This is a genomic window from Corallibacter vietnamensis, from assembly GCF_039537875.1.
Lineage (GTDB): Bacteria > Bacteroidota > Bacteroidia > Flavobacteriales > Flavobacteriaceae > Corallibacter > Corallibacter vietnamensis.
This window is the reverse complement of sequence record NZ_BAABBI010000001.1, coordinates 1,207,428-1,233,968: the sequence shown is the minus strand read 5'-3', so window position 1 is coordinate 1,233,968 and position 26,541 is coordinate 1,207,428. Positions and strand designations below refer to the sequence as shown.

The window sequence follows — 26,541 nt, the reverse complement described above, 5'->3', positions numbered from 1 at the left end:
AAATCTTGTAAATGTAATAAAAGTTCGGCAATATATGTATGTTATACGGTCACTTCGCTTTATTGGTTTTTTACTATTTAAAAAAATCCTGTTTTTTCAGAATTTTTAGTGTTTAAAATGGCGAGTTCCTGTAAACACCATAGCCACATTATTTTCATTACAATAATCAATACTTAATTGATCTTTGATTGATCCTCCTGGTTGAATCACAGCTGTAATTCCTGCTTTATCAGCTATTTCGACACAGTCTGGAAATGGAAAAAATGCATCACTTGCCATTACAGATCCTTTTAAATCAAAATTAAAAGATTGTGCTTTATGGATTGCTTGATTTAAAGCATCTACACGGCTTGTTTGCCCGGTTCCGCTAGCACACAATTGTTTGTTTTTGGCTAAAACAATAGTGTTTGATTTGGTATGCTTGCATATTTTAGAAGCAAAAATCAAATCTTCTAACTCACTTTTACTTGGTTTATTGTTTGTTGCTTCAGATAAATCTGAAAGCGCATCTGTTATGTTGTCTCTATCTTGAACTAAAACACCGTTTAAACAACTTCTTACTGTTGTTTTTGGTAATTCAATATCGTTTTGTATTAAAAGAATTCTGTTTTTCTTTCCTTTTAAAATTTCTAAAGCGTCGTTTGAGAATGATGGTGCAATGACAACTTCGCAAAATAATCCGTGAATTTCTTCAGCAGTTGCTTTATCTATTTCTGTATTACTTATTAATATACCACCAAATGCAGATACTGGATCTCCTGCTAATGCATCTACATATGCTTGATGTAAAGTTTCTCTTTGTGCTAAACCACAAGCATTATTGTGTTTTAATATTGCAAATGTTGGTGCTTCGCCTTTAAACTCATTCATAAGTGTTACTGCTGCATCAACATCTAGAAGGTTGTTGTAACTTAATTCTTTACCGTGTAATTTAGTAAACATCGCTTCAAAGTCACCAAAGAAAAATCCCTTTTGATGTGGGTTTTCACCATATCTTAAAACCTTACCGCTAGTTTCACTAATTTTTAATGACGCTATATCATGATTACTATTAAAATAGTTGAAAATAGCTGAATCGTAATGAGACGAAACATTAAATGCTTTTGCTGCAAATAGTTTTCTGTCTGATTCACTAGTGTCTCCATTTTTAGATTTAAGTAACTCTAAAAATTCAGCATAATCATTTACTGAAGCTACACAAACAACATCGGCATAATTTTTAGCTGCTGCTCTAATAAGTGAAATACCACCTATATCAATTTTTTCAATAATATCTTGATTACTTGCTCCTGATGCTACTGTTTTTTCAAAAGGATACAAATCAACAATAACTAAGTCTATTTGAGGAATTTGATATTCTGCTAATTCTGCAACATCGCTTTCATTATTCTGACGGTTTAAAATACCTCCAAAAACTTTAGGGTGTAATGTTTTAACACGACCACCAAGAATTGATGGATATGAAGTAACATCTTCTACAGGTACGACATTAATACCTAAATCTTTGATAAATTTTTCGGTACCTCCAGTTGAATAAATAGTTACGCCTTGTGCGTCAAGTTGTTTTACAATAGGCTCTAATCCGTCTTTTGAAAAAACAGATATTAATGCAGATTTAATAGTTTTGTTATTGCTCATTTTAGTTGTGTGTGAGTTGGCTTTTTATTTTATCTAAAAAGCGCATTTAATTATTTTCAATGCCTAAACATTGACAGTATTGTTTATGAGTGCAAAAGTAGTTATTTCAACTTGAAAACACCTTGTAGACTCACGAAAAAAACAGCTGTTTTTTTAACTAAAATATAAAGTTTTCAACAACTATAAAATTGTTGCTACTTTTTGGCAAACAAACTCTAAAAAACGTTCATCAGCTTCAGAGAAAGGATCTGGAGTATTGGAATCTATATCTATCTGACCAATGTTTTCTCCGTTTACAAAAATTGGTATTACAATCTCTGCCTTAACTGTTATGCTACAAGCTATATAGTTATCTTGAGCAGACACATCTGGCACGACAAAGTTTTCATTACTAACAGCTACTTGACCGCAAATACCTTTTCCAAAAGGAATAATAGTATGATCTGTTGGCGCTCCAACATAAGGTCCTAATTTTAACTCGTTTTTATCACCATTTTTAAAATAAAAACCTACCCAATTATAATATTCTACATGGGTTTCTAGCAACTTACAGATACTTAAAAGTTTTTCATCTGTGGTTGTGGTGGTAGTTGAAATAATGGTTTCTACTTGAGGTTTTAACGTATCTAAAATCATAGGTTTAATAAATATTTTGCAAAAGTATTTAAAAAGCAAGCAAATCGGTCATGTATTTTATATAAATTTAACATCGTAAAACAATCTATCTCTTTTGAAAGAACTTATTTTTAAATACAAAGCGGTTATAAAATTTATTTTTACATTTTTGTTGGTATATAGTATTTTAACCGGAGGTTATAAATTGTATTTACAATATTCTACTGGAGAAAAATTTTATCCGGACTACATGACACATTTAGTCGCAAAACAAAGTAAAGAATTACTAAATACTTTTGGATATAACGCACAGGTATTACCACATCCTGATGAGGCGTCTATGAAACTTATTATTAACAAAAAATACGTAGCACGTGTTATTGAGGGCTGCAACTCTATAAGTGTTATAATATTGTTTATTTCTTTTATTATTGCCTTTTCCGGAACGTTTAAAACAACATTATTTTACATTTTAGCTGGTAGCGTTTTAATTTACGCTGCAAATTTAGTTCGTGTTGTTATTTTATCTGTCGGACTTTATCATTACCCTTGGAGAAAAGACATTTTACATAGCGTTATTTTTCCTGCTATTATATACGGAATGGTTTGCCTGCTTTGGGTTATTTGGGTAAACAAGTTTTCAAACATAAAAAAAGTGCATGATGCATAAGCTATATAAATACTTATCTCTTGTTGTTCTTGTTGGGCTTTTAATTCTTATCAGAGCTTTTGAAAATCAATTGTTTTACGACCCATATTTAACATTTTTCAAAAATGATTATTTATACATAGATTCTCCTAGACAAGAAACTTTTAAACTAGTAGCTTACACAAGTTTACGATACATTTTAAACAGCATTATATCTCTAGCAATTTTATTTGTAATTTTTAAAGATAAGTCTATTCTAAAGTTCTCTACACTTATCTATAGCTTATCTTATTTTATACTCATATTGATATTCTTATACTTTGTAATAAATCCTAAACAGGAAGATTACTATCTCTTTTTTAATGTAAGACGCTTTTTAATTCAGCCGCTTATATTACTGCTACTCATTCCTGCGTTTTATTACCATAAACAACACAAATAGTGTTAAAGCAACATTAAATACGTATTACACTGCTTTTCTTTTTTGTATTTTAACTCCTATAAAATACAACACTATCAAAACAAAAAGAAAACCATACAAAAAAAAACGCTACACAATCCCTATAATAATACTTGCTACACTCATCGCTTTTCGCATGTATTTACCTGTTCTTGTTAAAAACTATGTAAATGATATACTTGCAAATATTCCCGGGTATTACGGTCAAGTAGAAGATATTGATATTGCATTAATACGAGGTGCTTATGTAATAAACAACATGCATTTAAATAAAGTTAATGCAAAAACTCAAGTCCCTTTTTTAAACTTTCCAAAGAGTGACATTTCTATTGAATGGAAATCATTAATTCACGGTAAAATAGTTAGTGAAATTATAATGACTAACCCTGAAGTAATATATGTTTTTGAAGACCAAACCAACAACGGAAAAACACCTGATGTTGATGATTGGACAAAAGCTTTAACAGATTTAGTGCCAATAGACATCAACCATTTTGAAATTCACAATGGTAAATTAGCATTTGTTCAACTACAAGCAAACCCTAATATTGACTTAAATTTCCACCAGCTGGACTTATACGCTGATAATTTAAGAAATGTGAAATCAAAAGAACGCACATTACCATCTCCATTTCATGCAACAGCAACATCTATTGGCAATGGCAAGGTCTCTATTGATGGCAACATCAACCTAATAAAAGAAATACCTGACATGGATGTAGCATTCTCTTTAGAGCAAGTTGATGTCACAGCATTGAATGATTTCACAAGTCATTATGCTAATATTGATTTTGAAAAAGGTGATTTTGAACTCTACAGCGAAGTTGCAATAGCAGATGGTTACCTAAAAGGCTACATAAAACCGCTATTAACCAACTCTAAACTTATTGGAAAAAACGATAAATTTTTAAACACTCTTTGGGAAGGTTTTATTGGCTTTTTCAAATTCATTTTAAAAAACCAAAAAACAAATACTATAGCCACAAAAGTTCCTTTAGAAGGCGATTTGAATAATGTTGAAACAAGTGCCTGGACAACTTTTGTAAATATTTTAGGAAATGCTTGGATTGAAGCATTTCAAGGCGCAGTTGATAATGATATAGATTTTAAAGATGCCTTTCAAAAACGTAAAGAATAACACATTATATTTTAACTTATGAAAAAACACAACAAACACTTCTTATTAGCCTTTTTAATAGGAATTTTCACTTACTCTCATGCACAAGAAAAAGCAGCTCCCATTTTTGAAAATGGTGAAGCTCAAATTGTTCCTGAATTTAACAATCCAGACGACTGGATTCGTCATGACCTTTGGGTAGAGACCACATTTGACACCGATGGCGATGGCAAACTAGACCGTATGCATGTAGATGTAACCAGACCAAAACAAACTGACACCGAAGGCTTAAAACTACCTATTGTATATGAAACTAGTCCATATTATGCTGGCGTTGCAAAAAGTGTTGATGGGCTTTTTTGGAATGTTCATCATGAATTAGGAGAAACAGCTGAAGAACGTGTACACCCAGAAGTAAAACGCAGAGGAAAACGACCAATTATCTCAAACTCACAAATTAGAACATGGATTCCTCGTGGATACATTGTTGTACATTCATCTTCTCCGGGAACAGGACTATCTCAAGGCGCTCCAACAGTTGGTGGCGACAACGAATCTTTAGCTCCTAAAGCTGTTATTGATTGGTTAAACGGTCGTGCCAAAGGTTATACAACACCTGATGGCAACGAAACAGTTGAAGCTTTTTGGAGTACCGGAAAAGTAGGCATGACAGGAACATCATATAACGGAACTTTACCTTTAGCCGCAGCTACAACTGGCGTTGATGGTCTTGAGGCTATAATTCCTGTTGCTCCTAACACATCTTACTATCACTATTATCGTTCTAACGGATTAGTACGATCTCCAGGCGGATACCTTGGTGAAGATATTGATGTATTATATGATTTTATTCATAGCGGCGACGAATCTAAACGTGCGTATAACAACAAAACTGTTAGGGATACTGAATTAAAAAACGGCATGGATAGAGCCACAGGTGATTATAATGATTTTTGGGCCGGAAGAGATTATTTAAATGATATGAAACCTATGAAAGCTGCGCTTTTAATGTCTCATGGCTTTAACGATTGGAATGTTATGCCAGAACACAGTTATAGAATTTACAAAGCAGCAAAAGAAAAAGGACTTCCAGTACAAATATACTACCATCAGTTTGGTCATGGCGGACCACCTCCTATTTCTATGATGAACAAATGGTTTACACGCTACTTACACGGTATTGAAAATGGCGTAGAAAATGATAAAAAAGCTTGGATTGTTCGTGAGTATGACGACATAAAAAGCCCAACGGCTTATGAAGATTACCCAAACCCAGAAGCTAAACAAGTAACATTGCATTTAGGCAAAGGCGGACAAGAACACGGCTCTCTATCTACTAAACCCCAAAACAATCAAGGTTCTGAAACTTTGGTTGATGACGCTTCTATATCTGGAAAAGATTTAGCTATTGCAAAAAACTCTAATCACAGACTACTTTATACATCTCCTACACTTACTGAAGATGTTCATATTTCTGGTGTAGCCAAAATATCTATAAAATTAGCCAGTAGCAAGCCTGCTGCAAACTTATCTGTATGGTTAGTTTCCTTACCATGGAACGGAGAAGCTAAAGCAAAAATAACAGACAATATTATTACGCGAGGTTGGGCAGATCCGCAGAACTACAAATCGCTTACCGAAAGTGAGCCATTATCTCCTGGAAAATTTTATGAAATGAGTTTTGATTTACAACCTGATGATCAAATTATAAAAAAAGGACAACAAATTGGCTTAATGATTTTTTCAAGTGACAGTCAATTTACATTACTCCCAAAACCAGGCACTGAACTAACTATAGATTTAGACAGCACTACTCTAGAATTACCTATTGTTGGCGGAAAACTTCCGTTTTAAAGGAAGATTAAAAAGTAAAAAAGGCTTCACTGTTGTGAAGCCTTTTTTGTAACTAATTCTGAATATTGATTAACACTAATCCATATCGAAACGAATTCCTAACGATATGTTATTTTGATCTACTGCTTGGTCTTTAAAAATTGGAGACAAATCATATTTAGCATAAATCCCTACATTTCCCCAAGAAACATACGTACTTAAACCATAAACAAAATTGTTTACATTATAATCTTTGTACTTATCTTTTTCTCTATCTCCATCTAATTTATACTTTACTTTTTGAATTGCATTTATATTAACACCTCCAAAAGCACCAACGCCAATCTTAAATTTTCTATATGTTGAATACCTAAAATAATCTTCCTTTTCTATTTTTTTTGATGGACCAAACTCAAAATGTACAGGTACCACTAGATTAGTTGTTCTAAATTTTGATTTTTTTACTGGAACAGGAAATATTTGACGACTTACTACATCATTTACTTCACTAAAGTATTGATTGTATTTAATATTTAATTTATTCCACTGCATAGACAACCCGTATTTAAAACGTACAACATTAGTATTTTTAAACACTCTGGTTTTCCAAGCCCAACCAAGCTCAACAAAACCTGAACCTCCTATTTTGTAAGGTGAATCGTTTAAAGATTCGCCTTCTATGATAGCATTATTAAAACCGATTGCAAATACTAAATCACTCGTTGTACGTCTATCGTATTTTTTAGGTGTTTTTCTTTTTTTTGGTCCTATATAAATACTTTTAGAATCGTATACATCATTATATTCAGATGTTCCAATAGCAACTACATATCCATCTAAATTAGCACCTGTATCTTGAGTGACAGAGTTATTTCGTTTTAATAAAGCGATTCTGTTTTCTATAATTGCCAATCTATTTTCAATATTTAAAGCATGTTTTTCAGCTGCTTGCTGCTTAAGGCTATCTGCTTCGTTTTGTGAGATTTCATTGGCATCTAAACGTTTGTTTATTGCTTCAACTTCTTCTTTTAGCAGATTCTTTTCTTCTGTTTTAACAACCTCTTTTTGAGTCTCAAGTCGCTCTAATTGTTCTTCGTTTTTTACTTCCTGTGCATTAGAAAATTGCATAGCTAACGCTAGCACTATAAGTGCTAAATACTTGGTAATTGTTTGCATAACTGTTTGTTTTTTAATTGATGATGTGTTTAATCGTTACGTTCGGCGACTGCAGTTTTTACCTTATCATAACCTGTTTTTAAAGCTTCAAAAACTTTATCTCTAAATGACTGCTCAATACCTTCTTCTACATCTTGAAGCAAGGCCGTTGCGTCTACTTTATTAGTTTTTTTTATGTAGTAATCGTGTTTTCGTTTCTTTATTTTTTTCTCGGCATCTTCTAGCAATTTATCTATTTCAGCATCTGTTACATGGTTTTTTTCTTCTTTCAATTCTTGTATTTGTGCTACAACTTCCTGCACACTCAACGCTTCAGGAGTTAAAGATGTTTCTGGATTGGTTTTAATTGTAGTAGTTTCTTCTATTTTTGTTACATTAACATTAGCAATGCGCTTTTGTACTTGCTGACTGATAGTATTTCTTTGTTTATCAAGTTGCGAGTTCTTTTCATTTTGTTGAGTTCCCTTTTTAGGAGCTGTAAATACTATGTCAGTGTTTTTCTTATTTGCAATGGGTACTTCTTCAATAATTTCTGTTTCATTTTCCTCTAAAGCAATACTATGTTTCCCATTTGATTTAGCTTCAACATCTACATTATTAACGTCTGTCACTTTTACTTCCTGATTTTCAGGTTTATTGAAAAACATGGTTGTGACTAAAAGAACACCTACTACGCTTGCCGCTATTCCTATCCACCAAAATACTTTTTTATTCTGATTACTCTCTTGATTATCTAGTTTGTGCGCCAAAGATTCCCATGCATCACTAGATGGTTCAATGGTACGCTGCTCCAGCTTCGCTTTTAATTCCTCTTCAAATTTAATTGGTGCCATTGTTTGTTTTGTTTCGTTTGTTAATTTGTTCTTGCAAGAGTTTTCTAGCTTTAAACAATTGTGATTTTGATGTGCCTTCAGATATTTGTAGCATTTCTGCTATTTCATGGTGTTTATAGCCTTCAACAGCATACATAACAAATACCATCTTGTAACCTTCTGGAAGCATATCTATGAGTTGTTGAATATCCGCCACCTCAATATTGGTTTTGATATTATTATCATACTCATTATAATCCTCAATACTATCTGATGAAAACTCTATCGATTTTTTCTGTCTTAAATATGAGATTGATTCTCTTACCATGATACGACGTATCCACCCTTCAAAACTTCCTTGATTCTTAAATGTTTTAAGACTAGAAAACACCTTAAAAAAACCGTTTAGCATCACTTCTTCTGCGTGATGCACATCTTTTATGTAATACCTGCATACACTTAACATTTTTGGTGCGTGCATAGTAAACAATACGTGCTGCGCTTCACGATTGTTTTTTATGGCTTTTTTTATAAGCACCGTTTCGTTTTTGTATAGCTGTATGACTTTCAAAAGCGGTTTCATTTAGGCTTCTAATTATAAAGACGTAAAATTGACACTAATGGTTGCTTGGGAATGAAAATAATATTTTATTTTTCAATACAAAACACTGGCCAAGAACACTTTAATTGATTAAAAAAAATTATTTTTTTCTATCAATAACGTAATTAACCATAAGCTCTAAAGCACTTCTGTATTCAGATTCAGGATATTTTTGTAATAATTGTAAAGCTTCTGATTGGAACGTTTTCATTTTTGAAATAGCATACTCTAAACCTCCATGTTGCTTTACAAAAGCCACTACTTGAGCCACACGCTTTTTATCACGGTTATGGTTTTTTATAGAGTTGATAAGCCACTTTTTATCTTTTTTTGAAGCGTTGTTTAAAACATAAATAAGTGGCAAAGTCATTTTTTGCTCTTTTATATCAATACCTGTTGGTTTGCCTATTTTCTCTTCGCCATAATCAAACAAATCATCTTTTATTTGAAATGCCATACCAATAAGCTCACCAAACTTTCGCATAGTCTCTATATCTGGTGAATCTGGTTTTACAGAAGCAGCACCTAAACTACAACAAGCAGCAATAAGCGTGGCTGTTTTTTGACGAATAATTTCGTAATAAACCGTTTCGGTTATATCTAATTTTCTGGCTTTTTCTATTTGAAGCAACTCACCTTCGCTCATTTCTCTAACAGCAATAGATATGATTTTTAGTAAGTCAAAATCATTATTATCTATAGAAAGAAGTAATCCTTTAGACAGCAAATAATCACCAACTAAAACGGCTATTTTATTTTTCCACAAAGCATTTATTGAGAAGAATCCTCTGCGCCTGTTACTATCATCAACTACATCATCATGCACTAAAGTTGCCGTGTGAATTAACTCAATAACAGAAGCTCCGCGATAAGTACGCTCGCTAACCTCTCCGTTAGACACCATTTTAGCCACTAAAAAAACAAACATAGGCCGCATTTGTTTTCCTTTGCGATTTACAATATAATGTGTAATGCGATTAAGGAGTGCGACTTTTGAAGACATTGAGAGCTGAAACTTTTGCTCAAAAAGTTCCATCTCAAAGGCTATAGGTTGCTTTATTTGTTCAACAATTTTCAAATTAAATAGTAGAGAATTAATCTAATAACAAACCTACTAAAAAACCTTGTTATATACTATTCAACATTTAAATGAATTTTTTTTACAAAAAAAATTGTATCTTAAATGCTATAAAAGTTTAAACACCAATTATTATGAAAAAAATTATTTTACTATTATGTTTTTTAAGCTCATTCATCATCCATGCACAAGTTACTGTTTGGTCTGATGATTTTAACGACGAAGACCTTTCTGATTGGACAATGATAGATAGTGATGGCGATGGTATTAATTGGGGTGATATTTCGGCTATTGGCGATGGCGCTGGAGGCTTTGTAACTCCTGTCTCTCTAATTTCAAGATCTTGGCAAACAGTTCCTTTAACACCCGACAATTGGGCTATATCACCTGCCATTGATTTATCTAATGCAACTGCCCCTATTACACTAGAATATATCACACAAGTTGCCGCTGCTAGTTGGGACGAGGAAAATTATAGCATCTACGTTGGTACTGTAAATGATATTAATGTTTTAATAAACTCAACAACAACACTTACTGAAACTTTAGGTGATGCTGGTGATACTGGTACGCCTACACCTCACGCCTTTGATATATCTGATTTTGCTGGTGAATCAGAAGTATATATTGCTTTTAGACATTGGGATTGTACGAATCAAGATTTTTTATCTATAGATGATGTTACCGTAAAAGCTCAAACCTTAAGTGTTGATGAATTTGCATTGAAAAACAACATACATGTTACCTGCAGAGACAAACTAGTGACTATTTCTAACTTGCACGGTAAGGCAAATTACAATGTGTTCTCTCTAAACGGAAAATCTATAATACAGGGTGAGACTGCTCTAGAAACTCAAGAAATTAATGCTAGTAATTTAGAATCAGGAATATATATTGTTGAAGTTACTGATACTACTAGAAATACTACAATAAGAAAAAAGGTGGTTATTGAATAAAAACCACCCTTTAATTTTTTTAGGCCATCAAGATATTAATCCTGATGGTCTTTAACTACTTGCTCATCGCGATACTTACAACAAGGATCTATATTATTATAAACATCATCGTCTGCTTTTACATTTTTAGTATCATGACCTACACTTGCAACACTTTTTTCTATTGTTTCTAGGTTCGTTTTTCTTTCATCAAAAATCAATTTTAGTTCGTGCGTATCTACATTCCAAATAGCACTTTTAACACCTTTAGATTTTATAGCTGCTTTTTCTATTCGGTCTTTACACATCATACAAACACCATCAACTTCTAGAGTAGCTTTAGCATTTTTGTTTTGTGCAAATGATAATGTTGTCATAAAAAAGACAACGAGTACTAATACATTTTTCATAATTCTAATTGTTGTTTGTTATTATTTTATTTTAAATCGTAAACCTGCATAATACATACTTCCAAAAATTGGACCATATACAAATGTTGTATCAAAACTTGAACCAAAAGGATCATCAGCTCCCACTACCGGGTTATTCTGCCTTACATTGGTAATGTTTTCACCTCCTAAATATATTTCAAATTTTGGAGAAAACACTTTTGTTACTTGAGCATTTAACGTACTTACTGTTGGTGTATAATCTCCTAGTTGATATTGCAACGGATTGCTCTTTGTTGAAGAAAAACGCTGTTTACCTAACCAATTAAAAGTAGCATCAAATCTCCACTGACTACCGTTTTCTTTCAACAGAGTTTCATAAGATGCATTTGCAAAAAAACGATGTTTTGGCGTTAGTGGCCTATCAAATGTTCCGGTCAAGTAATCTGTTTTCACCTCATAATACTTATATGCTAATCGCACATCAAAATGCTGAAACATATTATAGTTTATTTCTGTTTGAAAACTATTAGCATAACTTGAACCTGTTAAGTTATAAAAATTCACTTCTTGTGGGTTTTCATAATCTACAACTATTTGATTTTGAAAATCGGTTCTATAAAAATCAAAAGTTACATCAGCTTTTCTTCCGAACAAGTTAAAGCCTTGCAAATATGAAACACCATAGTTCCAAGCTATTTCCGGGTCTAACCCATAAATTTTACCCGTTGTGTTTAATATATTTATCTGTCTTGATGTTGCAAATATGCTTTGATTTTCTGTAAAAATATTTGCACTTCGCTTTCCTCTTCCTGCTGAAAGTCTAAATGCTGATTTTTCCCAAGGTGTATATTTTACATGTAACCTAGGTGTCACAAAAAAGCCTAGCAAATTATGCTGATCAATACGCAAGCCTGCTGAAAAATTAAGTTTTTCTAAATTATCAAAATTATACTCAAAAAAAGCACCAACAGACGTTTCTGTTCTCTCAAAATCTGATGTGTTTACCAATTCATCATAATGATCATAGGTATAACTTACACCTGTTTTAATTTTATGTCTAGAATCGCTTATAATAGAATTGTAAATTGCATTAGCAAACACGCTATTGTGTGCAATATTATAAAGATTCAACCCAAAATAAGAGTCTTGTTGATGATGACTAAACGCTGTTTGAACACCTATACTTTGCCAAGGAATTTCTGGATTTACATAACCTAATTTTGCCGAAATCTCATAACGCCTGGTATCAATTTCACTTCCCCATGCATTGGTAGTTAACTTATCTGTATCAGGATTAAAATTAATCTGTCCGGTTTGTTTCTCATCATTTAAATATCTCAAATTAATAAAGCTTACAAAACCTTTTTCAGCATTGGTATACTGCCAGCGATTCATTAAGTTTATTTGATTATATAAAGGCATATCCATAAAACCATCGTCATTTACATCATGCTTTTTATTATGTCTATTACCGTGCACATATAATCCTGTATGCCACTTATCACTTACTTTAGTGTTAAAATGTGTATTAAGCTCTACACGTTCGCTTGTAGCGCCATAAAGATTAACAAAGAGTTTATTATCGTCCGAAGGTTTTTGAAGCTCGGTATTAATTTGTCCTGCAATACTTTCGTAACCATTAACCACGCTGCCTGCACCTTTTGTTATTTGAATGCTCTCTACCCAAGTTCCTGGAATAAAACTTAATCCGTACGCTTGCGATGCACCTCTAATTGAGGGAATGCTCTCATTAACTATAAGAATATAAGGACTTGTAAGTCCTAACATTTTAATTTGTCGCGTTCCTGAAACAGCATCTGCAAAATTCACATCTATAGACGGATTGGTTTCAAAACTCTCTGACAGATTACAACAAGCCGCTTTTAACAACTCATCACTACTAACGTTTATAACGTTTTGAGCACTCAAATAGGATTTTGATGTTGCTTGCTTTCTAGATGTAATAACAACCTCATCTAAATCACTTGTACTTTTTAAAGTGTGCTTTACGGTTTTTTGAGGATTTGTAATTGTTAACGTATCTGTTTTATAGCCCACAAAACTTACTATTAGTTTTTTATATTCTGGTTTGTAACCTATAGTAAAGTTTCCATCAAAATCTGTTACAGCGCCAACAGTTGTATCTAGCCAATGTAAGTTAGCTCCAGAAAGCGGTATAGATTTATTATTGGTATCGGTTTCCATAATAGTTCCCTTTATTTTATCTTGAGAAAAGCAAACTATTGGTAATATTAAAAGTATATATAAAAATTGTTTCATTATAAATAAAGGTTTACAAGCATTAAAATTGCCATGATTATCATGATTGAATTTTCAATGAAGGTTGCTTTGGTCATTGGCAACCTTAAGGCTGTACCCAAACAAGCACATTGAATTGTTTGCTTACTAAATAGCGCCTTTGTAACACCAACTGTTGTTATACCAAGAATAACCAGTGTAACTATTAATGCTAATGGAATTTGAATACGCATTAAAAACATGAGTCCTAATACTGTTTCTATAAACGGGTACACCCAACCGTAAACCGGAACAGCTTTGGCTAACGGATCGTACATTCTGAAACTTTCAGGAAACCCTTTTAAATCTAGCATTTTAAAAAAGCTAAATACAATATAAAAAAGTCCCATAAAATCTAACATAAACAGACTCCAATCCCAAGAGTTATAGTTTAGTAAAACTGAAGCTATTGTAATATATCCAAAAATTAAAAACAGTGGAAACAATTGTTTTAACGCACTATCTGATTTTGGATGTGTTTCGCTTGAAGCAAAAACATTTTTTTCTTGCTTAAGACTCATTTTGTATTTATCTGGTAATGCTTTTTGTAACATTTCAATAGGAATATGAGAAGACATTGTAACTGTAACGTCTCCTGCTTCTAAACTGACTGAAGCATTATTTACGTGTTCTAAAGCCTGTAAGTTACTTTCTACCTTGGCTTTACAACCATTACAGGTCATGCCTGTAACATGATATGTATGTGTCATGATGATTTTTTAAAATATTAGTAATTAGTATTAAATATGCATTTAATACATTTTTAAAAACTTAAATATTACTAATAAATCAAATGATAAAAACCTGATCCAGAACTTGTATGTCTGCAACCAAGTTTGGCGGAGAATAATCTTTATGAGGAATTATTTGCTCTGGCAGTCCCTCAAAAAGGTTGATAAATGAATAAATATAAGAAGCAAGAAAGGCTTGTTGTATAAATTTAAGCTCATCAAAGTTTTTTATTGTTATTTCGCTTTGCCCTTTCACAAAATGTACTGTATCCTTACAACAGTTCTTTTTTGAAATTTGTGCCTTCTCTATACTAGACAACTGAATATCTGACACACATTTTTGTGCTTCAGAAAACATAGCCATATCAACAAGTACATCTCCACAAAAGTGCTTTTCTACAGTAAAAGACACTGTTGAAAACAACACTAAAAGTGCTAACGTCACTGAAAATATTTTGTTTAATACAGCTTTCATTATTGCAAAAATACAAAAAAGGTGATTTTTTTAGTGATTTTAAAAAAGGATTAACATTTGAAGCTTAAAAAAATTATGCCTTATTGGCTAACTGGCCACAAGCAGCATCAATATCTTTTCCACGAGAACGCCTTACGGTAACAGTTATATTATTTTTTTCTAAAACATTTACATACATGTCTAAAGCTTCATTATTTGCTTGTTGAAACTCACCATCATCAATAGGATTATATTCTATAAGATTTACCTTACTTGGGGCGAACTTGCAAAACTCTACAAGTGCATCAACATCTTTTCGCTTGTCGTTAATACCTTTCCAAACAACATACTCATAGGTAATTCTGTTTTTAGTCTTGGCGTACCAATATTGTAGTGATTCACGTAAGTCAGATAATGGGAATGTTGCATTAAATGGCATGATAGAGGTTCTTACTTCATCTATAGCAGAATGCAGGGAAACAGCAAGCTTGAATTTTACTTCTTCATCTGCCATTTTTTTTATCATTTTAGGAACTCCTGATGTTGACACTACGATACGCTTTGGAGACATTCCTAATCCTTCAGGAGATGTTATTTTATCTATAGCTTTTAATACATTGTTGTAGTTCATGAGTGGTTCTCCCATACCCATAAAAACAATATTACTCAATGGCCTATCGTGATATAATCTACTTTCTTGGTCTATAGCAACAACCTGATCATAAATTTCATCAGGATTAAGATTACGCATTCTTTTTAACCTAGCAGTTGCACAAAATTTACAATCTAAACTACAACCTACCTGACTAGAAACACAGGCCGTTGTTCTGTTTTTTGCAGGAATTAAAACAGACTCTACAATCAATCCGTCATGCAAACGCACAGCATTTTTTATAGTACCATCACTACTTTTTTGCATTGCATCCACTTCTATATGGTTGATTACAAAATTTGCATCTAACATATCTCGCGTTTGCTTTGAAATATTAGTCATGTCATCAAAATGATGTGCAGACTTGCTCCAAAGCCACTCATAAACTTGATTTCCTCTAAAGGCTTTATCGCCTTGTTGAACAAAGAATTCTCGAAGTTGCTCTTTAGTTAATGCGCGTATGTCTTTCTTTTTAGTTTCCATTTGCTATAAGACCACAAAGGTAGTATATTATAAATTGAAAAAGCCTTGCTATAAAAACAAGGCTTGGTTTTTTATTTTAAAAATTATATTATATGATTAGCATTGCATCTCCGTAACTATAAAATTTGTATTTTTCTTTTACTGCTTCTTCGTATGCTTTTTTCACAAAATCATGTCCAGCAAATGCAGAAACCATCATTAACAATGTTGATTTAGGTGTATGAAAGTTAGTAATCATACTATTAGCTATACTAAAATCATAAGGAGGGAAAATAAATTTATTAGACCATCCGTCAAACTCGTTTAGTGTCCCACTAGATGACACCGAGCTTTCTACTGCACGCATTACTGTTGTTCCTACTGCACAAATGCGGCGCTTATTTTTAATACCTGTATTTATGGTATTTACAGCGTTTCCGTCAATAATAATTTCTTCGCTATCCATTTTGTGTTTAGATAAATCTTCAACCTCAACTGGGTTAAACGTACCTAAACCTACGTGTAGTGTTACTTCTGCAAAGTTTACGCCTTTTATTTCTAAACGTTTTAATAAATGTTTTGAGAAGTGTAATCCGGCAGTTGGAGCGGCAACAGCTCCTTCATTTTTAGCAAAAATTGTTTGATAACGCTCTTCATCTTCTGGCTCTACCTCTCTTTTTATATATTTTGGTAATGGTGTTTCGCCTAGTTCTTTTAATTTCATCCTGAAATCTCTGTAAGAACCATCATATAAAAAGCGTAGTGTACGCCCTCTAGAGGTTGTATTATCTATAACTTCAGCTACTAATGTTTCATCATCACCAAAATAAAGTTTATTACCAATTCTTATTTTTCTTGCAGGATCTACTAATACATCCCAAAGACGTTGCTCTTCATTCAGCTCTCTTAATAAGAACACTTCAATTCTTGCTCCTGTTTTTTCTTTATTACCAAAAAGTCTTGCTGGAAAAACTTTGGTGTTATTAAGAATCATAACATCGTCCTCATTAAAATAGTCTATAAGATCTTTAAAAAGCTTGTGCTCAATAGTTTGTTTTTCTCTATTTAAAACCATTAAACGTGCTTCATCTCTATGCTCTGAAGGATATTCTGCTAATAACTCGTTAGGAAGTTCAAAATTAAAGTGTGATAATTTCATATGCGATAAAATATTTATGTAAAAATTAAATCCTTCTTTTCAAAAGGACTGCAAATATACAACCTGAAAGTAGCGGTTGTCAAGTATTTAAGCAATTATTATTGAGATATTTGAATTCCAACAGCTTTTAAGTGCTCCCAAAAGACGATATAAGATTTTGAAACAACAGCGGCGTCATTAACCCTCAAATCTGTTTTTAAAGCCAATGGAGCAAATGCCATAGCCATTCTATGATCGTTGTAAGTATCTATAGCCACATTACTTTTTATAGTATTTGACTTTGCTAGTTTTAGACTATTATCTGTAATTAAAACCTCTGCGCCTAGTTTTTCTAATTCAATTTTTAAAGCTGACAACCTATCGGTTTCCTTAATTTTAAGCGTATGCAAGCCTGTTAAATAGCATGCTATTCCTAATCCAAAACAGGTTACTGAAATTGTTTGAGCAATATCTGGAGCATTTGCTAAATCTAACTGTATAGCTGCTTGAGTACTTGGATTTGAAACTTTTTTAAGTGTGATATTGTGTCCATTAAAAGTAGTTTCAACGCCAAAATGTTTATAAATATCTTCCAACACAGAATCGCCTTGAAGACTATCTTTTTTATAGGAAGATATTGTTATTTGTGTTTCTAGATCGCTTAATGCTATTAAACTATAAAAATATGATGCTGAAGACCAGTCTGACTCTACTGTTAGTGTTTTTGCTTCCACCTCTTTCATAGGCTTCACTGATATTTTTTGACCTTCAAAAGTTGTTCCTATACCTACTTGATTAAGAAGCGCTAGCGTCATTTTTATATAAGGCATAGAAGTTATTTCTCCGTCTAATGTAAGCTCTAAACCGTTTTTTAAACTAGGTGCTATAAGTAACAAAGCTGAAATATATTGACTACTTACGCTAGCCTTAAGTGTTACTTTGCTCGCTGTTAATTCGCTTCCTGTTATTTTTAACGGTGGACATCCTTGATTTTCTAAATAGCTAATATTGGCTCCCAAAGAAGTTAATGCATCTACCAAAATTTTTATTGGCCTTTCTTTCATACGTTGCGAACCTGTCAACACAACTTCACGTTTATTTTGAGTAGCAAAATACGCTGTAAGAAATCGCATTGCAGTACCAGCATGATGAATATCTATAATAGTATCTGTTGTTTTTAATGCATTTTGCATCACAACAGAGTCATCAGAATCTGACAGATTATCAATGTCTATTTTTGAATATAATGCCTGTAGAAGCAACAACCTGTTAGACTCGCTTTTTGAGCCGGATATTATAATTTTTGACTGGCTATATAGTTTAGACTTCTTTAAAAAAACATCCATACTGTTATTTTAACTTTTCGTTGTTATGGTGCCTATCGTGATCTCGTTTTGTTTTTATATTCATTTTTTTATCAAAAGCTTCTTGCAAGTCAATACCTGTTTGATTTGCCAGGCATAGTACTACAAAAACAACATCTGCGAGTTCTTCTCCTAAATCTTTATCTTTATCGCTTTCTTTTTCGCTTTGCTCGCCATAACGACGCGCAATAATACGTGCTACTTCGCCCACTTCTTCTGTGAGTTGAGCCATATTTGTTAGTTCATTAAAATAGCGAACGCCATGTGTTTGTATCCAGTTATCTACTATTTTTTGTGCGTTTTGTATATTCATACTGTATTTTTTAGCCCCGATTGAGGTAGTTGTTGGAGCTCTTTTACATTGTAAAAAGCGACTACCGAAAGCGGGAATTGCTCCTTATTTTATTCTTTATTTTTTGTGTCTACTATAATAGTGACTGGACCATCGTTAAGTAAAGACACTTTCATATCAGCACCAAATTCACCTGTTTGCACACTTTTGTTTAAATCTGTTTCTAATTGTTTTACAAACGTTTTATACAAAGGAATGGCTATATCTGGCTTTGCTGCTTTAATATAACTTGGTCTATTTCCTTTTTTTGTACTTGCGTGTAGTGTGAATTGGCTTACAACAATAGCGTCTCCTCCTGAATCTAAAAGAGATATATTCATAATATTTTTGTCGTCAGGAAAAATACGCATATTGGTTATTTTGTTAGACAGCCATTTTACATCCTCATGGGTGTCATCTGGAACAATGCCTAACAAAATAAGAACACCTTTTTCTATTGTTGCAACTTGGTTTCCTTCTATAACCACGTTGGCTTGAGAAACACGCTGTATTACTGCTCGCATAATTTATTCGTTATCCCAATTATCGGTTCTGTAATGTTCGTCTTCTCCTTCTAATATTTGTATATAACTGCGATATCTAGAATAGGCTATTTCATCACGGTCTAATGCATCTTTCACAGCGCATTTAGGTTCATCTACATGAATACAATTATTGAATTTACAGTCTTGTTTTAGTTTAAAAAACTCTGGAAAATAATCACCAACTTCTTCTTTATCCATATCTACAACACCAAATCCTTTTATTCCCGGTGTGTCGATAATTTTTGCATCAAAGTTTAAATCAAACATTTCGGCAAAGGTGGTTGTATGCTGCCCTTGCATGTGTTGGTTTGATATTTCTTTGGTTTTTAAATCTAAATCTGGTTCTATGGCGTTTACAAGTGTAGATTTACCTACTCCTGAATGCCCAGCAAACATACTTACTTTACCTATCATTTTGGCTTTTACCTTATCTATGTTTTTTCCTGTTGCTGCAGATATACCAATACACTCGTAACCGATTTCTCGATATACATGTGCTAAATATCTTACCTCATCTAGCGTCTCTTCTGGATAGGTATCAATTTTGTTAAAAAGCAAAATTGTTTTTACTGAATATGCTTCGGCAGTAACTAAAAATCTATCTATAAAACTTGTAAATGTTGGCGGGTTGTCTATAGTTACTAAAAGGAACACTTGATCTATATTGGCCGCTATAATATGTGTTTGCTTTGATAAGTTAACAGATTTTCTAACAATATAATTGGTTCTATCATGAATGAAATTTATGACACCTGTGGTTTCATCATTATTGGTTTCTAATTCAAAATCAACACGATCACCAACAGCTATAGGGTTGGTACTTTTTATACCTTTCATGCGGAATTTTCCTTTTATTCTGCATTTATAAAAAGCACCTAATTCGTTTTTTACACTGTACCAACTTCCTGTAGATTTGTATACTGTTCCTGTCATTAAATATTTTCGTTATCTGCTGCAAAATAATCAATATTATTTAAACCTTTTACAATTACAAAACACAAGTCTTACTAACTGTTTATTATTTTCTCTTGATGGTTTATAGATTCTTGATGAATAGCTTTAAACATTCTTAAGATAAACTCCTCACTTAAGCCTTTCTCTTCTCCTTCTAAAACCATTTTTCCTAAAATTTCATTCCACCGTTTACTTTGTAAAACAGCTACATTTTTTTGTTTTTTTAGTTCCCCAATATTATCAGCAACTTTCATACGTTTACCTAAAAGTTCTATAATTTGATTATCTACAACATCTATTTGAGCTCTTAAGTTATTTAACTCATTATTGTAAGCTGCTTCAGGATCTGACTCTTTTCTGATTTTTAAATCTTTCATGATATTAACAAGAGCACTAGGCGTAACTTGCTGTGCAGCATCACTCCAAGCATTGTTTGGATCATGATGAGTTTCTATCATTAATCCATCAAAATTAAGATCTAAAGCTGTTTGAGATACATCAAAGATCATATCTCGTTTTCCTGTAATGTGAGATGGGTCGCTAATTAAAGGCAAATCAGGGAACTTAGTTTGCAACTCTATAGCCAACTGCCATTCTGGATTATTTCTGTATTTTGTTTTTTCGTAAGTTGAAAATCCTCTATGAATAACTCCTAGGTTTTTAATATCTGAAGACGCTAGTCGCTCTATGGCTCCTAACCACAAAGGTAAATCAGGGTTTACAGGGTTTTTCACTAAGACTATTTTATTGGTTCCTTTTAAAGCATCGGCAATTTCTTGAACAATAAACGGGCTAACTGTTGAGCGCGCTCCTATCCATAATAAATCTATATCATGTTCTAAAGCTAGTTCTACATGCGCTCTATTTGCTACTTCGGTTGCTGTTTTTAATCCTGTTTCAGCTTTTACTTTTTGTAACCATTTTAAACCTAAAGCACCAACACCTTCAAAATTACCTGGACGAGTTCTAGGTTTCCAAATTCCTGCACGGTAATAGTTTACGTCAGTATTTTTTAGCTCATGAGCTATTTTCAAAACTTGTTCTTCTGTTTCTGCGCTGCATGGTCCTGCTATAACCAAAGGATGATCTAATTGCAGGTTATCTAACCATGTTCTTAACTCTTTTTTGTTTTCCATAATTATTTATAATTCCTAAAATTGAATTTTATTTAAATATTTTGAACTGTTAAAAATTTCAATTTTGGTGTTTGTACTTATTCTATTCCGTTTAATATATCTTTTATATGATTGGTACTCTCCATATCATCAAAAATGGCATCAAAATCATCAGCCTCCATTCTTTTTTTAAATGCTGTAAGATTATTGATATACTCGTTTAGAGTTTCTATGACATTATCTTTGTTTTGCTTAAAAATAGGTGTCCACATTTTTGGAGAACTTTTTGCTAATCGTACTGTGGATGCAAAACCACTTCCTGCTAAATCAAAAATATCTCGTTCGTTTTTTTCTTTTTCTATAACTGTTTTACCCAACATAAAAGCGCTTATGTGAGATAAATGAGAAACATAAGCAATGTGTTTATCATGTGCTTCTGGATTCATATAGCGAATACGCATATCCATTATTTTAAAAATGGTTAATGCTTTTTCTTGAAGTTTGAAAGCTGTTTTTTCTACTTCACAAATAATATTTGTTTTACCTTTAAATAATCCTTCTATCGCAGCTTTAGGACCTGAAAACTCTGTACCAGCTATAGGATGCGTTGCTAAAAAATTTCGACGTTTTGGATGATTCTCAACAGCTTTACAAATATCTAATTTTGTTGAGCCAGACTCCATAACCAAGGTCTCATCAGAAACTAAATCTAAAATCTCGGGCAATAGCACAACGCATGCATCTACAGGAATGGTTACAATAACAATATCTGCATTTACAACATCAGTTAACACGGCTTTTTTATCTATAATATTTAGCGCAAGAGCTTCTTCTAAATGTTCTGGATTTTTATCTATACCATGTATTGTAATCGCTGGGGTTAATCGCTTAATATCTTTTGCAATGCTTCCTCCTATCAAACCAACACCTATGACGTAAATATTTTTCATATTTTTATTTTATTCTTGCTAAAGCTTCTTCTAAATCTTCTGTTGTTGCACATAATGAAAACCTTACATATCCTTCTCCATTACTACCAAATATGTTCCCAGGAGCTATAAAAACGTGGTTCTCTTTTAATAATAAATCTATAAACTCTTCTGCCTTAACATATATTGGCAGCTTTGCCCATACAAACATGCCTGTGGTATTGGTACTATATGTACAGTTTAATGCTTTGGCTAGTTGCCAAATGAGTTTTCGGCGTCTTTCATAAACACTATTTAAACTCACATACCAGATTTTTGAACATTTCAAAGCTTCAATAGCTCCTTTTTGAATACCATAAAACATTCCTGAATCCATATTGCTTTTTACTTTTAATATGCTATTTATATAGTCTGTTTTTCCTAAAACCATGCCTACTCGCCAACCTGCCATATTAAATGTTTTGCTTAATGAGTTTAATTCTAAACAGCAATCTCTTGCTTCTGGTGTACTCAAAATGCTTTTTGGCGAATCATTCAACACAAAACTATAAGGGTTATCATTTACAATTAAAATATTGTTCCTTTTTGCAAACGCTACTAGTTTTGTAAAAGTAACTTCGGTGGCATTGGCTCCGGTTGGCATATGTGGGTAATTAACCCACATTATTTTTACACGTGATAAATCTAACTTCTCTAAAGCCTCTATATCTGGTTGCCAATTAGTTTCTTCTTTTAGGTCATAAAACACGGGTTCTGCTCCTATCAATTTTGTTACCGAAGTATAGGTTGGATACCCTGGATTTGGTATTAACACTTCGTCTCCTTCATTTAAAAAAGCCATAGAGATATGCATGATACCTTCTTTACTTCCCATTAAAGGAAGTACTTCTGTTGTTGGACTTAAATACACATCAAACTGGTCTCTGTAAAAAGATGCCATGGCTTCTCGTAATTCTGGCAAACCTTGGTAACTTTGATATTGATTTGCTCTAGCATCAGCAAAACTTTCTGTGATAGCTGAAATAACTTTTTGTGGCGGCTGTAAATCTGGACTGCCAATACCTAAATTTATTATTGGTTTCCCACTTGCCTTAAGCAAATTAACTTCTCGAAGTTTTTTTGAAAAGTAATATTCTTCTACCGTGTGTAATCTATTTGCTACTTCAATCATGGTTTTGCATTTTTATATTCTCCCAAAACTTTAAAATCTTCAGCCATTATGTTCATAATAGATTTTGCTTTTTTATAATCTTCGTAATTGCTAAAAGTGACATCAATAAAAAACGCATATTTCCATGGTGTTTCAATTTTTGGTAAAGATTGAATCTTGGTTAAATTCAATTTACAATCACTCATTACATTAAGCAAGGCTGCCAAACTACCTCGCTTGTGCTCTAATTCAAACTTTAAAGATGCTTTATTGATATCTGCTTCAGGTATTTCAGAATTTGTACGTTTTACTATAACAAATCGGGTCTCGTTTTGTTTGATACTTTGTATACTTTCCGCAAGAATTTCCAACTCAAACAATTCAGCTGCTAGACTACTTGCTATAGCTGCTACTCCAGATAGTTTTTGCTCTTGAATACGTTGAGCAACTTCAGCAGTGTCCTTATCTTCTATAAGCTTAATGTGTGCGTGTTTTTTAAAAAAAGTTTTACACTGCAATAAAGCCATAGGATGAGAATACACCTCTTTTATATCATTAACAGATTGATTAGGTAATGCCATTAAATGATGTTGAATATCTAAATATTGCTCACCAACAATATGCAAATTGTGAGTATCAATCAATGCATAATTAGGTATTATAGAGCCTGCAATAGAATTTTCTAACGCCATAACAACTGCATCTGTATCAGCATCTAAAAGACTTTGAACAGTTTTATCAAAAGATAAGTATTCATTTAAAGCTACTTGGTCTCCAAAATATTGTTTTGCTACAATATGATGAAAAGATCCTTTTACGCCCTGTATTGCAATAGATTGTATCATATATCTGGTTAAAAATCGCTATGTTTTATCAAAAAAAAAGTCCCGATGTAACATCGAGACTTTATATATCATGTATTGCTTAAAAATTACACATACAGCGTCTCGTTTCTTTCGTTAAAAAAGAAATAAAACCAATTAAAATATGTGAAATTCGTGCTTGTTTTCATAATTGCATCAGCTAAAGTAATTAATAAATTGAAAAAACAAAATCTTTTTTTAATTCTTTTAACAATATAACGTTTTCGCAATGCGTTGAGATAAAGAATTATGCTTATTTTTGAGACTTTAAAGTACCATTTAAGTATATAAACCACACAACTAATAGTTTATCATAAAAAACAACAACCTATGTCTATTGAAGTAGAAAACATCTCAAAATTCTATGATTCTCAAAAAGCATTAAATAATGTATCGTTTCATGTTAGTAAACCTGAAATTGTGGGATTTTTAGGGCCAAATGGTGCAGGAAAATCTACTATGATGAAAATCTTAACCACTTACATAAGCCCAAGTGAAGGCAATGCTAAAGTTAACGGTTTTCATATTTTAAAAGACAAATTACAAGTACAAAAAAGTGTTGGGTATTTACCAGAACACAACCCGTTATATTTGGATCAATATGTAAAAGAATATCTTACATTTAATGCACATGTTTATGGTGTAAAAAAAACACGAATTAATGAGGTTATTGAGCTCACAGGACTAACTCCTGAATCTCACAAAAAAATAGGACAACTTTCAAAAGGTTACCGCCAACGTGTTGGTCTTGCAAATGCGTTATTACATGATCCTGATGTGCTAATTTTAGACGAACCTACAACTGGGCTAGATCCTAACCAACTTATAGACATTAGACACTTAATTAAAACCATAGGTAAAGAAAAAACAATATTTCTTTCTACACATATTATGCAAGAGGTAGAAGCTATGTGCGACCGTGTTATCATCATTAATAAGGGTAAAATTGTTGCTGATAAAAAATTAAGCGAACTACGAGAAGGTCAAGAACAAACTGTTGTTGTTGAGTTTGATTACCGCGTAGAAGATGCTTTTTTATTGAAACTTCCAAAGGTAAAACAGGTTGAAAACACCCACGACTTTGTATATGAGATCACCTTTTCAACAACTGATGATATGCGTTCGCATGTGTTTGATTTTGCTCATGATAATCAGTTAAAAATTCTTCAATTGAATCAAAAAAATGCCAGCTTGGAAAGTTTGTTTAGGGAGTTAACGGTTAGCTAATAAAATTATTATTTTACAATTTTTTCTAATTCATTTTTGGAATTGTAGACCAACACAACAGGGTTAATATTTAGATACCCATCGAATTGTATTATATTATCCTTAACTATCATAAAAGATGGATACCCTGATATTTTAAGCTTACTCTCAACATCATTTTTGCTTTTTGCATAAACAGTTTGAAAATCATACCCTAATTTATTAACTAATTCTCTTGTTTTAGTAAATTCATCTCTTTTAGTTGGCACATTTATTGAATAAAACTCAATTTTTGTGTCATTTTTATATTCTTTAAAAAGTTTTTCAAACTCTGGAAATTTTTTAAAGCAGACTCCACAGCTTGTAGTCCAAAAATCTAAAACCAGAACTTTGTTTTGAGGTAGTTCAATAGGTTTACCATCATTATCTATTAAGTCAAACCCAACAAAAGGCCTGTTCTTGAAAGGCTTATCATTAAGAAAATAATTAAACTGATTTGGCAAAAAAACTTGAGATGCAAAAAGAATCAAAAAAACACTTAAAAAAATTATCCCCAAATTTTTATTTTGATAATAAAGCCTCCCTAAATAAAAACAAACAGGAATGAAAATTAAATAAACTAATGAACTTGAAAAACCAGCAAAAATTGAAATAGAAAAAAGGAGTATCCAGATTGGTAAAACTAATATTGCTAGTCCTAAATAAACATTAGAATTATTGTATTTAAAAAAAAGAAAAGTGATAAAAAAGGTAAAAAATAACACAGAAAAACTCATCCACAAATGATTCCCATGAAAAATATAACCAGATAAAAAGTAAATCAAAATTAATATTAAAATCCAAAATACTTTATTCATCACTTTTCTCTTCATAATATAATAATTAATTACTCTTGTATCTCTCCTTTTAAATAAAACACTTGAAAATAATGTGTTTTCATAGTTATAATATTTAAAGTTAATAATTACGAAAATAAAGTTACTGAATTTCAACCCTATATCAAATGCATCAAATGCATAATTTTACCCTATTTTTAGATACAA

At 32.3% G+C, this 26,541-nt stretch carries 27 protein-coding genes; 6 read left to right on the top strand and 21 right to left on the bottom strand.

The features are described from left to right. Positions 1-105 precede the first annotated feature (105 nt). A complete protein-coding gene (gene purH, locus ABD690_RS05655) occupies positions 106-1,638 on the bottom strand; it encodes a bifunctional phosphoribosylaminoimidazolecarboxamide formyltransferase/IMP cyclohydrolase (protein ID WP_344728181.1) in 1,533 nt (510 codons plus the stop codon). Between the two features lie 180 nt (positions 1,639-1,818). Next, a complete protein-coding gene (locus tag ABD690_RS05650; RefSeq protein ID WP_344728179.1) occupies positions 1,819-2,274 on the bottom strand; it encodes a GAF domain-containing protein in 456 nt (151 codons plus the stop codon). 94 nt (positions 2,275-2,368) lie between these two features. Between ABD690_RS05650 and xrtF the strand changes: the two genes are divergently transcribed. The 4 genes from xrtF to ABD690_RS05630 all read left to right on the top strand — a co-directional run bounded on the left by xrtF (position 2,369) and on the right by ABD690_RS05630 (position 6,333). Then, positions 2,369-2,923 carry an exosortase family protein XrtF gene (gene xrtF / locus ABD690_RS05645; protein WP_344728177.1) on the top strand — a complete coding sequence of 185 codons (555 nt, stop codon included), beginning with the start codon at positions 2,369-2,371 and terminating at the stop codon, positions 2,921-2,923. Further along, positions 2,916-3,344: an exosortase F system-associated membrane protein gene (locus ABD690_RS05640; RefSeq protein WP_425554960.1), complete on the top strand. Its 429-nt coding sequence runs from the start codon at positions 2,916-2,918 to the stop codon at positions 3,342-3,344. The genes xrtF and ABD690_RS05640 overlap by 8 nt, the downstream gene beginning before the upstream one ends. 154 nt (positions 3,345-3,498) lie before the next feature. Further along, the gene (locus ABD690_RS05635; RefSeq protein WP_344728173.1) at positions 3,499-4,500 is read left to right on the top strand and encodes a DUF748 domain-containing protein; all 1,002 of its coding nucleotides are present in this window, start codon (positions 3,499-3,501) and stop codon (positions 4,498-4,500) included. 18 nt (positions 4,501-4,518) lie between these two features. Continuing rightward, the gene (locus ABD690_RS05630; protein WP_344728171.1) at positions 4,519-6,333 is read left to right on the top strand and encodes a Xaa-Pro dipeptidyl-peptidase; all 1,815 of its coding nucleotides are present in this window, start codon (positions 4,519-4,521) and stop codon (positions 6,331-6,333) included. A 75-nt stretch (positions 6,334-6,408) separates the two neighbouring features. Here ABD690_RS05630 and ABD690_RS05625 read toward each other — a convergent pair whose 3' ends face one another. From ABD690_RS05625 to ABD690_RS05610, 4 genes are all read right to left on the bottom strand, one after another. Next, on the bottom strand, positions 6,409-7,488 hold the full coding sequence (locus ABD690_RS05625) for a coiled-coil domain-containing protein (protein ID WP_344728169.1): 1,080 nt from the start codon (positions 7,486-7,488) through the stop codon (positions 6,409-6,411). Positions 7,489-7,517: 29 nt separating this feature from the next. Then, positions 7,518-8,321 carry a hypothetical protein gene (locus ABD690_RS05620; RefSeq protein WP_344728167.1) on the bottom strand — a complete coding sequence of 268 codons (804 nt, stop codon included), beginning with the start codon at positions 8,319-8,321 and terminating at the stop codon, positions 7,518-7,520. After that, positions 8,308-8,883, bottom strand: a complete 576-nt coding sequence (locus ABD690_RS05615; protein WP_344728163.1) for an RNA polymerase sigma factor — start codon at positions 8,881-8,883, stop codon at positions 8,308-8,310. The genes ABD690_RS05620 and ABD690_RS05615 overlap by 14 nt, the downstream gene beginning before the upstream one ends. 118 nt (positions 8,884-9,001) lie before the next feature. Continuing rightward, positions 9,002-9,979: a polyprenyl synthetase family protein gene (locus tag ABD690_RS05610; RefSeq protein WP_344728160.1), complete on the bottom strand. Its 978-nt coding sequence runs from the start codon at positions 9,977-9,979 to the stop codon at positions 9,002-9,004. A gap of 134 nt (positions 9,980-10,113) precedes the next feature. Between ABD690_RS05610 and ABD690_RS05605 the strand changes: the two genes are divergently transcribed. Further along, entirely contained in the window at positions 10,114-10,935 is an 822-nt protein-coding gene (locus tag ABD690_RS05605) for a T9SS-dependent choice-of-anchor J family protein (protein ID WP_344728157.1), read from the top strand. Between the two features lie 35 nt (positions 10,936-10,970). On the opposite strand, the gene ABD690_RS05600 is transcribed toward ABD690_RS05605, so the two are convergent. The 14 genes from ABD690_RS05600 to ABD690_RS05535 form a co-directional block, all read right to left on the bottom strand. After that, positions 10,971-11,324: a heavy-metal-associated domain-containing protein gene (locus ABD690_RS05600; RefSeq protein ID WP_344728155.1), complete on the bottom strand. Its 354-nt coding sequence runs from the start codon at positions 11,322-11,324 to the stop codon at positions 10,971-10,973. A 21-nt stretch (positions 11,325-11,345) separates the two neighbouring features. After that, complete coding sequence (locus tag ABD690_RS05595) at positions 11,346-13,586, bottom strand: TonB-dependent receptor (RefSeq protein ID WP_344728152.1); 2,241 nt, start codon at positions 13,584-13,586, stop codon at positions 11,346-11,348. Further along, on the bottom strand, positions 13,586-14,314 hold the full coding sequence (locus ABD690_RS05590) for a heavy-metal-associated domain-containing protein (RefSeq protein WP_344728149.1): 729 nt from the start codon (positions 14,312-14,314) through the stop codon (positions 13,586-13,588). Before ABD690_RS05590 ends, ABD690_RS05595 begins: the two co-directional genes overlap by 1 nt. Positions 14,315-14,393: 79 nt before the next feature. After that, entirely contained in the window at positions 14,394-14,810 is a 417-nt protein-coding gene (locus ABD690_RS05585; RefSeq protein WP_425554926.1) for an HYC_CC_PP family protein, read from the bottom strand. 73 nt (positions 14,811-14,883) lie between these two features. Further along, the gene (rlmN, locus tag ABD690_RS05580; RefSeq protein WP_344728144.1) at positions 14,884-15,924 is read right to left on the bottom strand and encodes a dual-specificity RNA methyltransferase RlmN; all 1,041 of its coding nucleotides are present in this window, start codon (positions 15,922-15,924) and stop codon (positions 14,884-14,886) included. An 88-nt stretch (positions 15,925-16,012) separates the two neighbouring features. Continuing rightward, a complete protein-coding gene (gene queA, locus ABD690_RS05575; RefSeq protein WP_344728142.1) occupies positions 16,013-17,062 on the bottom strand; it encodes a tRNA preQ1(34) S-adenosylmethionine ribosyltransferase-isomerase QueA in 1,050 nt (349 codons plus the stop codon). Positions 17,063-17,160: 98 nt separating this feature from the next. Further along, positions 17,161-18,387 (bottom strand): 3-phosphoshikimate 1-carboxyvinyltransferase, encoded by a 1,227-nt coding sequence (locus tag ABD690_RS05570; RefSeq protein ID WP_344728139.1) that lies wholly within the window; start codon positions 18,385-18,387, stop codon positions 17,161-17,163. 4 nt (positions 18,388-18,391) lie between these two features. Continuing rightward, positions 18,392-18,718, bottom strand: a complete 327-nt coding sequence (locus ABD690_RS05565; RefSeq protein ID WP_344728137.1) for a nucleotide pyrophosphohydrolase — start codon at positions 18,716-18,718, stop codon at positions 18,392-18,394. Between the two features lie 89 nt (positions 18,719-18,807). Continuing rightward, positions 18,808-19,260: a D-aminoacyl-tRNA deacylase gene (dtd, locus tag ABD690_RS05560; protein WP_344728135.1), complete on the bottom strand. Its 453-nt coding sequence runs from the start codon at positions 19,258-19,260 to the stop codon at positions 18,808-18,810. Between the two features lie 3 nt (positions 19,261-19,263). Further along, a complete protein-coding gene (gene rsgA, locus ABD690_RS05555; RefSeq protein WP_344728133.1) occupies positions 19,264-20,214 on the bottom strand; it encodes a ribosome small subunit-dependent GTPase A in 951 nt (316 codons plus the stop codon). A 74-nt stretch (positions 20,215-20,288) separates the two neighbouring features. After that, positions 20,289-21,371, bottom strand: a complete 1,083-nt coding sequence (locus ABD690_RS05550; protein ID WP_344728131.1) for a chorismate mutase — start codon at positions 21,369-21,371, stop codon at positions 20,289-20,291. Between the two features lie 77 nt (positions 21,372-21,448). Further along, positions 21,449-22,300 (bottom strand): prephenate dehydrogenase, encoded by an 852-nt coding sequence (locus ABD690_RS05545; RefSeq protein WP_344728127.1) that lies wholly within the window; start codon positions 22,298-22,300, stop codon positions 21,449-21,451. 4 nt (positions 22,301-22,304) lie between these two features. Further along, positions 22,305-23,450: a pyridoxal phosphate-dependent aminotransferase gene (locus tag ABD690_RS05540; protein ID WP_344728123.1), complete on the bottom strand. Its 1,146-nt coding sequence runs from the start codon at positions 23,448-23,450 to the stop codon at positions 22,305-22,307. Then, entirely contained in the window at positions 23,447-24,274 is an 828-nt protein-coding gene (locus ABD690_RS05535) for a prephenate dehydratase (protein ID WP_344728121.1), read from the bottom strand. The genes ABD690_RS05540 and ABD690_RS05535 overlap by 4 nt, the downstream gene beginning before the upstream one ends. A gap of 348 nt (positions 24,275-24,622) precedes the next feature. Here ABD690_RS05535 and gldA point away from each other — a divergent pair, with 348 nt between their 5' ends. Then, positions 24,623-25,519, top strand: coding sequence for a gliding motility-associated ABC transporter ATP-binding subunit GldA (gldA, locus tag ABD690_RS05530; RefSeq protein WP_344728119.1), 897 nt, complete (start codon positions 24,623-24,625; stop codon positions 25,517-25,519). A gap of 8 nt (positions 25,520-25,527) precedes the next feature. Here the strand turns inward: gldA and ABD690_RS05525 are convergent, their stop codons facing one another. Continuing rightward, positions 25,528-26,490, bottom strand: coding sequence for a TlpA family protein disulfide reductase (locus ABD690_RS05525; RefSeq protein WP_344728117.1), 963 nt, complete (start codon positions 26,488-26,490; stop codon positions 25,528-25,530). Between the last annotated feature and the right edge of the window lie 51 nt (positions 26,491-26,541).